We start from the raw sequence: 11,683 nt of genomic DNA, 5'->3' as shown, positions 1-11,683 counted from the left end.
GTAGAATCTGTCCCATAGGGTCCTCCGCTGCGACGATGACAAATTTACACCATCACATGCTGGGACCAAACACCTAGACTTCGTCTCCGACACTATGACCTGCAGCCGTCGGTTCCGCATCCTGTGCGTCGTCGACGACTACACGCGGGAATGCCTGGCGCTGGTCGCAGGAACGGCAGGTCGAGTGGCATTACATCGCTCCGGGCAAGCCGATGCAGAACGGCTTCGTCGAGAGCTTCAACGGGCGCCTGCGCGATGAATGCCTCAACGAGACGCTGTTCACGTCGCTGGCCCACGCCCGCTTCGTGCTCGACGCCTGGCGGGACGACTACAACCACGTCAGGCCGCACTCGAAACTGGGCGGGAGAACCCCCGCCGAGATCGCCGGCCAACCTGTCTGGGGCATGCCCCCAGACAGGTTGCCATCACCTCAAACAACCATCATGAAGGGGCCGGACTCTACCTCTGACTGGTAACAATCAGGGGAACACGTCAGGCCGAACTGTCTCCGTGGCGCTTGCATAACCTGAACTAGACTGTCTTCCGACGGCTCAGAACTTCCCGTAATCCTCACACCAACAGCCGATCGCTCCGGCAAAGTCGAATTTACCCCGCAGAGATCTGCTACGTCGGCGTTTGCAGCGATGCTCTCAAATCAACTCATCGAGCGTGATGCCCAAGGCGTCGGCCAGCTTCTTGACCGTCTCGATCGAACCACTCTTCCGTCCGGACTCGATATCCACGATCTGCACGCGGTTGACGCTGGAAGCTTCGGCGAGGGCGGTTTGGGTAAGGCCCCGAAACTCGCGCCAGACGCGCAGAGGGCTTCCGCCGGAGAGCATGCGCTTCACGAATTCGGCAGGCAGCAGTTCCTCATTGCCGTTTGCCAACTGTGCCACAGCGCGATCATAGGCTTGCAGATCGGCCAGCTCTTCGGCGGCGCCCTTCAAGCTGCGATATTCCTCAAGCGAGATCGAAATCATTTCGCCCATATCTGTCTCCATCAACCGTAGATGCTGCCACGCGGTCCTATATCGAGAACCGCCAGAACAACACCGTCATCATTCATGATCACGCGCCAATCACCCACTCTTAAACGGATACCTTCCCGTCCCTTGAGAGCCCTGACATTGTTGGCCTGCGAGGCTGGGTCGGCGGCATATTGCTCGATCTTTCCTATGATCCGTTCCGCTACGTCCACGTGCATCTTGCGAAGGGCCTTCAACGCAGCCCGCGTGTAGGTGACTGGCTTCATTTCCTGCGGTGTAGCTCATGACTTCAATGTAGTCAATGGCTACACTTGATGGGAATGGAGGCGGGCGCCGCCTAATGTGGATTGCGCCATGCTTTCATGTTATCAAATCGCCGCATAAAATATGCGGTTCACCGCATCGTAATTCTGGGGGTATCAGTGGGGGTATTTTGAGTGTAATTCTCAATAAAGTCATCATATATCAATATGATAAGAGTCTGAAAAATACTCCTCCTCCGCTACCACACCACTTTTCAGAGATTTCGATAAAGGCCGACAAAGGTCCATAAAACCGTTATAAATCGGTTCGTTACGCTCGATTCGCGTCCCTCGCGGTCTGTTGCGTTCGCTTGAGAGCCAGATTTGGAGCGGGGGTATTTTGGGGTATCGTCAGCCTGGCGGCTGATGGGGCGATACCCCCCGAGAGCGTTGACAGAACTTCAGGTGCGAAAGGCGCGAGGCGCGGGCCAAGGCCTGCAAGATGAGCGACAGTGGCGGGCTTTTCCTGCTCGTTCAGCCAAACGGGTGCAAGTTGTGGCGAATGAGGTTCCGCTATGCCGGGAAGGAGAAGCTTCTCTCCCTTGGCGCTTATCCCGGAGTCGGTATCGCAGTGCGCGTTCCAAAAGGACGTTGGCGAGGGCATTGTTAGCCGAAGGCAAGGACCCGATAGTCGACAACTCTGAAATGGATCCGGAGGCTGATTCCACCTTTCTCCAAGTGGCCAAGCAATGGCACGAGAATCGCAGATCGGTGTTGGATCCGGCCCACGCAGCAAGGGTCTGGGGGACGTCTTTCCACTCTTCGGTGATCGAAAGATCACGGAAATTTCGCCACGGACGTGCTCGCAATGATCAGGAAGATCGAATCACGTGGCGCGCTCGATATCGGTCGCCGAGCGAAGCAGGGCGCTGCGATTGCCTGCGGAATGATCGCAGATGGCACTGGAGAGTTTGTGTCTCCCGGGACGAGGGCGAACGGCCCGCTTTCCGAAAACACCACGAAGACTGGTTCGAGATGCAGCTCGCGCACTCGGAGCGAAACGAAGTGCGCGGAGCCTGCAATGCCGCCGAGTACCTCGCGCCGAGGCGAGCGATGATGCGGGACTGGGCCGATTTCCTGGATGGCGGCAAGGTCGTTTGCATCTCGATGGGCAACAAGAGGGTCGCGTGAACAATACGAAGTTCGACAAAGCTCAATTGCGGGCACACGAGCGCCGCAGAACATTTCGTACGTAGCCTGGCGTCTCGCCGTTGAGCGGGATACCTCTAGATTCCCCTGCTCGTGGCCCCTCGTTGCATGCGGCCAGCGTCAGCCTGATCCCTGTTCGGACCTCCCGGCGCCGGCAAGACCCACTTGGCCGCCGTCGGCCCAGTCGCAATTCTCGATGACGGTCACATTCGCGAGCCCGCCGCCCTCGCACATGGTCAGCAGGCCGTAGCGCTTGCCGCGCTTGCGCAGCGCATGGATCAGCGTTGCCATGAGTTTGGTGCCCGAGGCGCCGAGCGGATGGCCAAGGGCGATGGCGCCGCCGTTGACGTTGAGCTTTTCGGGGTCCGCCCCCGTGTGCTTCAGCCATGCCAGGGGTATCGAAGCGAAGGCCTCGTTGACTTCGTAGAGGTCGATGTCGTCGATTGTCAGGCCGGCCTTTTCAAGCGCCCTGTCCGTCGCGAACAGCGGTTCCTCGAGCATGATCACCGGGTCCCCGGCGGTAACGGTAACGTCGACAATCCGTGCGAGGGGCTTGAGGCCATGGCGCTTCACCGCCGCCTCGCTGGCGATCAGGACGGCGCTCGCCCCGTCGCAGATCTGGCTCGATGACGCCGCGGAGATCACGCCGCCCTCCTGGATCAGTTTGACGCCGGAAATCGCTTCGAGGCTGGCGTCGGCGCGCACGCCTTCGTCGGCGTCGTGAAGTTCCGGGCCGGCATCCGTTTCGATCTCGATAGGCACGATCTCGTCGGCGAAATCGCCGCGTTGCTGCGCCGCAAGCGCCTTGCGGTGGCTTTCGAGCGAAAAGGCATCGATGTCTTCGCGCGAGAAGCCGTGCTTTTCCGCGATCATGTCAGCCCCGGCGAACTGGCTGAACTCGATGTTCGGGTAATTCGCCTCGAGCCGGGGCGATTTCGTGTAGCCCATTCCGGCATCGCGGAACAGAAGAACCGTCGAGCCGAGCGGGACCCGCGACATGCTCTCGACGCCGGCCGCGATCACGATGTCCTGCGTTCCCGAAAGGATGGCCTGCGCGGCGAACTGGATCGCCTGCTGCGAACTTCCGCATTGGCGATCGATCGTCACCGCCGGCGTGCTGCGAGGCAGGTTCGACGCGAGAACGGCATTGCGCCCGACTTGCGCGCTCTGCTCTCCGCCCTGGCTGACGCAGCCCATGATCACGTCCTCGATGGCATCGGCCGGAACGCCGGCCCGCTCGACCACGGCATCGAGCACATGCGCGCCGAGATCGACCGGATGGACGCCGGCCAGGCGGCCATTGCGGCGTCCCCCGGCGGTGCGCACCGCCGCCACTATGTAAGCGTCTGCCATCAGTCAAAATCTCCATATTGTATCGGGATCAAGCGAACGGGCGGCCGCAGCGAAGATCCCCGGTGATCGGGGCGGGCCTTCAGGCTCGCCACCGGCGTTCGCGTGAACCGCCCTTTCGCCGCGAGGTAACTGCGGGCTTCGCGGCCCGGAAGAGAGTTCCCGGGGCAAGCCATGCCCGCGCATCATGGCTGGAGCCGTCACGCATTCCCCGGCGGCATCGCGCGCGCCGCGTATGAATTTCAGGCCCCTGGCGAGCCATGTTTGAAGGTCGGCTGACAGGAACGGCTAGGACGGGATCAATGACACTCAAGCTCGCGGGGCGCACGGCCTTCATCACGGGGGGCGCGAACGGCATAGGCCTCGGCATCGCGCGGGCGCTGGCCGGGGCGGGCGTAAAGCTCGCCCTGGCGGACATCGATGGTGACGCGCTGGAAATCGCCAGGGCCGAACTCCTGCCGCTCGCCGCGATCGAGACGTTCGTGCTCGACGTCCGCGATCGGGAGGAGTTTGCAAGGGCCGCCAAGGACGTTGAAGACAGGCTTGGGCCGGTGACGCTGCTTTTCAACAATGCGGGCGTCGCCGGAGGGGCGCCGGTCAGCAGGCTGAGTTACGAGCTTTGGGACTGGGGAGTCGACATCAACCTGCACGGTGTGTTCAACGGCATTCGCACTTTCCTGCCGCGGATGCTTGAGTTGGGCGAGGGCGGCTATATCGTCAATACGTCCTCCGGCGCCGGACTGGTCGCGGGAGCGGGGGCCGGGGTTCTCTACCAGTCGACGAAATTTGCCGTGGTCGGTCTTTCGGAAGCGCTCGCGATCGAGCTGGCGGACGAGGACATAGGCGTGTCGGTGCTGTGTCCCGGGCCGGTCGCCACCAATATCATCGAGCGCACGCGCGCTCTGCAGCCAAGCGTGACTCGTTCGATGACCCGCGAGCAGCTGGAGGCGGCCAGAGCCAAGAGCGGCCACATGAAGAGCTTCCTGGCGGGAGGCGCCTCGCCCGACGCCGTCGGGCGCCACGTCCTCGAGGCGATGAGCGAACGGCGTCTTTACGTTCATACCGATCCCGCGCTGGCTTCGCTCGTGGAGGAGCGCGCGCGGGCGATCATCGAGGCCATGCCGACCCAGATGCTGATCTGATGCCCGACGCGGCGCGCCGTTTGCGCGCCGCGTCGGGCGAGCCTGCGAGACTAATCGTCGAACAGGAAGGCGCGCAGAACTTCGGCCCATTCCTCGGGATGGTCGGCCCATCCGTGGCCGGCATTCTCGACGATGTGCTGCGTGGCGAGCCCGGCGGGAATCGCCTCGGCCATCTCGCGCGCCAGTTGGATCGGGAGGACCGGATCGCGGCGTCCGTTCAGAACCAGCGTCGGACACGCGATCCGCGCCAGGCCCGCCCGGAAATCCATGGTATGCCATTCGCCATTGGTGTTGAAGAAATGTTCGCGAACCGCAGGGCGATCGATCGAGCGGGCCAGTTCGGCGATCTCGACCTGCGAGACCTGGTACAGCGGGACACAGTGCTTCAGGTAGTCCGTCGCGGCGTCGGCTCCGCCGTCTTGCGACAGAAACCGGCGGGCTATGGCGCCGACTTGTTCTCCGCCCAGTTCGGTGAACGCGCGGATGGCCAGTTCCGCGTCGGTGCGCGGGGCCGTGGCGACGAGGGCCAGCTTGGCAAGACGATCCGGGTATCTGGTGGCGAAGGCCTGGGCGACGAAGCCACCGAAGGACGCGCCCAGAAGATAGGGGCGCTCGATGTCGAGCGCTTCGAGAAAGCCCGCGACGTCATCCGCCCACTGCGCCAGGTTCCAGTCCCGCGCTTCGCCCACATCGCTGCGCCCTTGGCCGCGATGGTCGAGGTAGATCACCTGCGCATGATCGGCGAACCGCGACATGAACGGCTTGAAGGTCGCGTGATCCGCTCCGGGGCCGCCGTGAAGCAGAAGCAGGGTGGGGCGCTGACGCATCGTCAGCCCGTCCGGGACCAGCTCGGCGCCTTCCACGTCGAAATACAGCCGCACGCCATTCACTTTGATCCGCATCTATCGGCACCCGTTGAAATTTATTGGAAATGATATACAAAAGATAATGATGATCAGTTTATAAGGTGTCAACCCGATGCGTGACCTCAAATCCCAAGTGACCCAGGCGATCGACGATCTGGGGCCCGAGATCCTCGACGTCGCACGCCAGATCCACGGCCGGCCCGAACTGGCGTTCGAGGAACGCTTTGCCTCGAACCTTCTGTGCGAGGTGCTCGAACGCCACGGGCTGCGTCCCACGCGCGGAGCCTTCGACCTGGAGACCAGTTTTCGCTGCGATTTCGGCGCGGACGAGGGGCCGGTCGTGGCGATCCTGTCGGAATACGATGCGCTGCCCGAAATGGGCCACGCTTGCGGGCACAACCTGATCGCCGCCATGGGGCTGGGAGCGGCGCTGGGACTGGCCCGTGTCGGCGATTTCGGAGGGCGGGTGCGCTACCTGGGAACGCCGGCGGAGGAAGACGGAGCGGGCAAGGCGATCATGGCCGCGCGCGGTGCCTTTGCGGGCGTCGACGCCGCGATGATGGTTCATCCGGCGGCAGTCGACCTCGAGGAGATGCCGACGCTGGCGGTCACCGCGGTCAAGGCGACGTTTCGCGGCAGGGGAGCCCATGCCGCGTCGGCGCCGCATGCGGGCGTGAACGCGCTCGACGCCTGTGTCGCCGCCTATCAGGCCATCGCGCAACTGCGGCAGCACATCACCCCGAACGAGCGGGTCCACGGAATCATCACCTACGGAGGGGCCGCCGCGAATATCGTGCCCGAGCGGGCCGAAGCGAGCTACTTTATCCGGGCGCGCGACGCCGCCGGGCTCCAAGCGCTGGTGCCGCGCGTGCGGGCCTGCCTCGAAGCTGGCGCGCTTGGCGCGGGCGCAAGCGTCGAACTAGACTGGCTCGAGCACCCCTACCTCGACCTGAAGAACAACCACCCGCTGTGTCTCGCCTACCGCGCCAATGCGGAGGCTCTGGGGCGGACCTTCTTCGAGATGGGCGACGTGCCGGTCGGCGTGCGCGGCAGCACGGACATGGGAAACGTCAGCCACCTGATCCCCGCCATCCACCCTACTATCGGCATCGATTCGCACGGCGCCTCGCCCCACACGGCATGCTTCGCGCAGTGCGCCGCCTCGGAGATGGGCGATACCGGGACGCTCGACGCGGCGAAGGCGATGGCGATGACGGCGATAGACTTCTTCCGCGACGCGGACCTGCGCGCGGCGGTCGCACGGGACTTCGGGGGGGATTTTGCGGGCGTACGGCGAATGTAGTAGGTCCGCAGCGGCATCGCACCTTTTGGAGAATTCCTTGGCTTCCCCTGCAAAGACCGGCAATCGCACCAAGCCCGCGCGCAGCACGATTTCGCTGCGCGAGCGCAAGCACCTGCGGGCGCGGCAGACGATCCTCGAAGAAGCGACGAGGCTGTTTCTGACCAAGGGCTATTCGGCGACGACGCTGAAGGACATCGCCGATGCCTCGGAAACCTCGGTCGCAACGATCGTGCGCTATTTCAACAGCAAGGAGGCGATCCTCCTTTACAAGGACCGCGCGGTGGTCGCCCAGGTCGCGGAGCGGGTCAGGGCACGCGCCTACAAGTCGCTCAGCGAGGGCGTGCGCGATGCGATGTGGACGTCGGTGCTCGGCTTCAAGGAGGAGCGCGCGCCGCTCTTCGACCTGATCTGGAACGACCCGGCCGGTATTCCCCTGCAAGCAGCCATGCGGCGGGACTGGGAAGAGGTTCTGGAGCAGCTCTTCCTGCAGTTCTCTCCGGACACTCCCGCCGCGCACCTGCGAGCCAAGAGCCTGGCCTACATGCTCGTCGCAAGCGGCATGGCGGGGCTCGAGTTCTGGCACGAGAACGGCAAGCAGGCCGATGTCGCCACGCTTCAGCCGGAACTCATCGACGAGTTCGTGAACGCCTTCGTGGTGCCCCTGGAAAAGAACGCTTCGCCAACCTGATTTGACGGCGCAGGGCCATGCGGGGCCCCGCACCGGCTCTTGCGCCATAATTGACAATGATACTCAAATGAGTACAACAGTCAATTTATGGCAACGGGCATGTCCTTCAGGGAGGCAGTTATGATGATGAACAAGCCATGCGTGGTTCGGCGAGCCAGGGGGCTAACGATGGGAATCAGCGGGGCGGCGCTGCTCTGGGCCCTTCCGGTCTGCGCCCAGGAGGGTGCGGCATCGCGGCCGCAATCGACGGGCCAGAACGACTGGGCGGCCGGTGACATCGTGGTTACGGCGCAGAAGACGGGCGCACAGTCGGTTCTGAGCGTGCCGCTGACGATCACCGCGATCGATTCCGGAACGCTGGAAAACGCAGGCGTCAAGGACCTGAGCGACATTTCGAAGATCGCGCCCAGCGTCAATCTCGTCGAGGCCTTCGGCCGTTCCGCTAATTTCCTCTCGATGCGCGGCGTGTCGAGCACGGAGACCGGTACGCCCACGGTCCAGGTCTTCGTCGACGGCTTCACCACCGGCACCAGCGCGGGGATCAGCACCACGCTGTTCGATATCGAACGAGTCGAGGTTCTCGAAGGACCGCAGGCCACGCTGTACGGCGCCAATGCCATCGGCGGCGTGATCAACTACATCACCAAGAAGCCGGGCAACGACGTCGAGGGCAGCCTGAAGCTGCAATACGGCGAATATGACGAGACCTCGGTGCAAGGCAGCATTTCGGGTCCGGTAATCGAGGACAAGCTCTTCGCGTCAGCCGCCGTCGCCTATCACCGCCAGGACGGCTATCTCGATGATCTCGGCACGGGCGATGAGGGTATCAATTCAGAAAAGGACGTGTCGGCTCGCGGCGCGCTTCGGGCGGTACTGGGCGATACCACGATCGATGCCTCCGCGACCTACACCTACACCAACGACGGGTGCAGCGACTGTTCGTACATTCCTCGCGACTATGATCTGAACCTGGCGCCTTCCGCGCCCTTTGATACGTCGTTGCGCGACGGCCTCGTCGATGTGAATGCCTACGATCTCACTGTGGATCAGGGCGAGAAGCACTATTTCCGCCGCCACGCGAACACCGAAGTGCTGACGATCGAGCACGACTTCGGCGGTCTCACGCTGACGTCGATTTCAGGCTACGGGCAGGTCGATCAGTCCATCGCCTTCGACCTGTCGCGCGCGGCCTCGCGCAATCCCAATCCGGTCTATGCCACTTACGTCGTTGCCGATTCCCAGGTCGAGACGGTGAGTGAGGAACTGCGTCTCGCGGGAGGGAGCAAGGGGCGGTTCAACTGGCTGGTCGGCGGCTACTATCTGCACCTGGCCGAGGACTCGACCACCTATCTTGGGTATGCGTTCCCGAATCCGATCGGCATCGAGCGGCGCCGGACCGAAAACCTCGCCGCCTTCGTCAACGCCGAGGTGCCGATCGGTCCGCACTTCCTGCTTAGCGGTGGTCTGCGCTTCGATCACCAGACGGTCGACAATACGAATTCCATATTGCTGATCTCGGGCAAGGCGAAGAGCAATGAATGGCTGCCGCGTCTGACCGCGCAATATGCGTTCGATTCCGGCCTGATGATCTATGCGACCGCATCGAAGGGCTACAAGTCGGGAGGCGTGAACGTCGCCACGCCGGACCCGAGCGTGCCGCGCACTTATGCGCCGGAATTCCTCTGGAACTACGAGGGCGGGATCAAGGGCCGGTTGTTCGACGGCCGGGCCACCTTCAGCCTTTCGGGCTTCCACATCGACTGGACAGACCGCCAGGTCCAGTTGCTCGACAGCAGCGGGCTCTATGCCTATCAGGCCAACCTGGGCAAGAGCACGATCGATGGTGCGCAGCTTTCCACCAACGTCAACGTGGTGCCCGGCTTCGACGTCAATGCCGCGGTCACGTATCTCGATGGCAAGATCGATCGCTATCTCGACCTGAGCGGTGTCAGCCAGTTCTACGGGATCGATCCCGATCTCGCCGACAACGAGCTTCCCAACGCGCCGAAGCTGCGCTTCACGGTCAGCCCGCAACTGGTGCTGCCGGTCTTCGGCAGTTTCGACCTGCGGGCCCGGGCCGACGTGAGCTATACCAGCGCGCGCTATTTCGACGCCCAGAATCTCCTGCGGCAGGACCCCTACACCTTGGTCAATCTCTACGTCGGGATCGAGCGCGAGAATTTCGAGATCGGGGTCTACGCGAACAATGTCTTCGACGAAGGCTACCACGGCGCCGGATCGCTGACGACGGTCGGCCCGCTGCTTTCGACCGGAGCACCGCGCATGGTGGGCGTGAGGTCGCAAATCAAGCTGTGACGGATCGCCGGATCGTGGCGGCACTGCCCCGGCGGTGCCGTCACGATCCGCACGCCGCGCGCGTGCGCCGCCGGCCTGGCGATGGCGGTGTTACGGATACGACGCGGCCAGCCGCGGTTCGCATCCCTGCCACGCGAAGAAGTCGTCTTGTCGTGCCGAAACGAATGGCAAGGCGCTCTCCCTGCCCGGCGACGGCCCCGCTTCGCGCGCTACTTGATCTGTTCGAGGATCGAAACGCAACTGGTGACCGCGCCGCCACCCATGTTGAAGCACAGGCCCAATTCGGGGCGCTTGGCGAGGGTCATCTCTCCCGCCTCCCCCGTCAGCAGCCGGGCGGCCATGACATGCATCGAAACGCCCGTGGCGCCGATGGGATGGCCCTTGGCCTTGAGCCCTCCCGAAAGGTTGATCGGCAGGCGGCCCTCGCGCTCGGTGGCCCCTTCGGCGAGAGCCTTCGAGGCTTTTCCGGGCCCGGCGAGCCCCATGGCTTCCATCGTCAGCAGTTCGGCAATGGTGAAGCAGTCATGCACTTCGGCGAAATCGATATCCCGCACGCCGACGCCGGCTTGGGCATAGGCCTGGGCGAAGGCGCGCCTTGGGCCCTCGAACTCCACCAGGCGCTTTGCCGACAGGGGCAGGAGATCGTTCACCTGCGCCGCCGCGCGGAAGCCGACCGCGCGCCGGAATTGCGGAACCATGTCTTCATGCACCAGCACGACGGCCGCCGCGCCGTCGGAAACCAGCGAGCAATCGCTGAGCTTGAGCGGGCTCGCGATCATCGGATTGCGATCGGATACGGTCATGGCGAAATCGAGGTCGATCGGCCGGTGCATCTGCGCCAGCGGGTTGCGCAGGGCGTTGGCGTGGTTCTTCACCGCGATCCGCGCCATTCCTTCGCCCGGATCGCCGTAAGCCTTGGCATAGGCCCGGGCGTATCGGGCGAAGACCTGGGGGAACGAAAGCCCGCTTTCCTCGGCCTGATATCCCGCGCCGGCGAGGGCGCGGGTTACGCCTGCGGTGTCGAGCGCGGTCATCTTCTCCGCGCCGACGACCAGCGCGGCGCGGACCCGTCCGGAGTCGATCGCGTCCATGGCGGCATAGAGCGCCGAAGAACCAGAGGCGCAGGCGTTCTCGCAGCGCGTGGCGCGCTTGAAGCGCAGCGCCGGGTCCGCCGCATGGACCATGGAAGATGCGAAGCCATCGGCGATCAGGCCGCCGTTGTAGTGGCCGAGCCAGACCGCATCGATGTGGTCCGCGGCGAGGCCAGCATCGGCGAGCGCCTCGCGCGACGCAGCGACGATCAGGTCCTCGAGGCCGAGGGCATCGTGCCTGCCGAACTTGGTGTGGCCCCATCCAACAATCGCCGCCCTGGTCATTGCATCCCGTCTCGCTGTCTGATGGTGTTGGCTGGCCGGCGCACGATGGGTGCGCGCCCGCCTGCTCTCTTGTCGCCCCGCACATGGCGCCCGGCGGCTATCGGGTCCAATGACAAGCGACTCCCGCCCATGCCTTACGGGAATGCGGGCGGCAGCGGACTTGCTGCGGGCGCCGAGGCGAGCCCGCCGCCGACCGCGGTGC

The 11,683-nt window shown here is 63.8% G+C and carries 11 protein-coding genes and 1 pseudogene; 7 read left to right on the top strand and 5 right to left on the bottom strand.

Features of this window, described 5'->3' with window-relative positions; all coding sequences use genetic code 11:
- Positions 1-469 (top strand): annotated as a pseudogene (locus B2G71_RS24660) (transposase); the annotation flags it as partial.
- 181 nt (positions 470-650) lie between these two features.
- Here the strand turns inward: B2G71_RS24660 and B2G71_RS21595 are convergent.
- Together B2G71_RS21595 and B2G71_RS21590 are read right to left on the bottom strand one after the other, a co-directional pair.
- A complete protein-coding gene (locus B2G71_RS21595) occupies positions 651-992 on the bottom strand; it encodes a helix-turn-helix transcriptional regulator (protein WP_098108740.1) in 342 nt (113 codons plus the stop codon).
- A gap of 11 nt (positions 993-1,003) precedes the next feature.
- Positions 1,004-1,255, bottom strand: coding sequence for a type II toxin-antitoxin system RelE/ParE family toxin (locus B2G71_RS21590; RefSeq protein WP_098108733.1), 252 nt, complete (start codon positions 1,253-1,255; stop codon positions 1,004-1,006).
- Between the two features lie 478 nt (positions 1,256-1,733).
- On the opposite strand from B2G71_RS21590, the gene B2G71_RS24655 reads away from it, so the two are divergent.
- Together B2G71_RS24655 and B2G71_RS24650 are read left to right on the top strand one after the other, a co-directional pair.
- Entirely contained in the window at positions 1,734-1,901 is a 168-nt protein-coding gene (locus B2G71_RS24655) for an Arm DNA-binding domain-containing protein (RefSeq protein WP_240530282.1), read from the top strand.
- A gap of 365 nt (positions 1,902-2,266) precedes the next feature.
- Positions 2,267-2,422 carry a hypothetical protein gene (locus B2G71_RS24650; RefSeq protein ID WP_240530281.1) on the top strand — a complete coding sequence of 52 codons (156 nt, stop codon included), beginning with the start codon at positions 2,267-2,269 and terminating at the stop codon, positions 2,420-2,422.
- A gap of 138 nt (positions 2,423-2,560) precedes the next feature.
- Here the strand turns inward: B2G71_RS24650 and B2G71_RS21580 are convergent, their stop codons facing one another.
- Positions 2,561-3,793, bottom strand: a complete 1,233-nt coding sequence (locus B2G71_RS21580; RefSeq protein ID WP_098108732.1) for an acetyl-CoA C-acetyltransferase — start codon at positions 3,791-3,793, stop codon at positions 2,561-2,563.
- A 299-nt stretch (positions 3,794-4,092) separates the two neighbouring features.
- On the opposite strand from B2G71_RS21580, the gene B2G71_RS21575 reads away from it, so the two are divergent.
- Positions 4,093-4,932 carry an SDR family NAD(P)-dependent oxidoreductase gene (locus B2G71_RS21575; protein ID WP_098108731.1) on the top strand — a complete coding sequence of 280 codons (840 nt, stop codon included), beginning with the start codon at positions 4,093-4,095 and terminating at the stop codon, positions 4,930-4,932.
- 50 nt (positions 4,933-4,982) lie between these two features.
- On the opposite strand, the gene B2G71_RS21570 is transcribed toward B2G71_RS21575, so the two are convergent.
- Positions 4,983-5,834, bottom strand: coding sequence for an alpha/beta hydrolase (locus B2G71_RS21570; protein WP_098108730.1), 852 nt, complete (start codon positions 5,832-5,834; stop codon positions 4,983-4,985).
- A 76-nt stretch (positions 5,835-5,910) separates the two neighbouring features.
- On the opposite strand from B2G71_RS21570, the gene B2G71_RS21565 reads away from it, so the two are divergent.
- From B2G71_RS21565 to B2G71_RS21555, 3 genes are all read left to right on the top strand, one after another.
- Positions 5,911-7,101, top strand: coding sequence for a M20 family metallopeptidase (locus B2G71_RS21565; RefSeq protein WP_098108729.1), 1,191 nt, complete (start codon positions 5,911-5,913; stop codon positions 7,099-7,101).
- A 37-nt stretch (positions 7,102-7,138) separates the two neighbouring features.
- On the top strand, positions 7,139-7,789 hold the full coding sequence (locus B2G71_RS21560; protein ID WP_168176445.1) for a TetR/AcrR family transcriptional regulator: 651 nt from the start codon (positions 7,139-7,141) through the stop codon (positions 7,787-7,789).
- Between the two features lie 168 nt (positions 7,790-7,957).
- The gene (locus B2G71_RS21555; protein ID WP_168176444.1) at positions 7,958-10,105 is read left to right on the top strand and encodes a TonB-dependent receptor; all 2,148 of its coding nucleotides are present in this window, start codon (positions 7,958-7,960) and stop codon (positions 10,103-10,105) included.
- A 209-nt stretch (positions 10,106-10,314) separates the two neighbouring features.
- Here B2G71_RS21555 and B2G71_RS21550 read toward each other — a convergent pair whose 3' ends face one another.
- The gene (locus B2G71_RS21550; protein ID WP_098108726.1) at positions 10,315-11,481 is read right to left on the bottom strand and encodes a thiolase domain-containing protein; all 1,167 of its coding nucleotides are present in this window, start codon (positions 11,479-11,481) and stop codon (positions 10,315-10,317) included.
- Positions 11,482-11,683 lie beyond the last annotated feature (202 nt).

Origin of the sequence: Novosphingobium sp. PC22D (genome assembly GCF_002556635.1) — a bacterium.
GTDB lineage: Bacteria > Pseudomonadota > Alphaproteobacteria > Sphingomonadales > Sphingomonadaceae > Novosphingobium.
The sequence above is the reverse complement of the archived record's forward strand: the minus strand, read 5'-3'. Positions and strand labels throughout refer to the sequence as shown.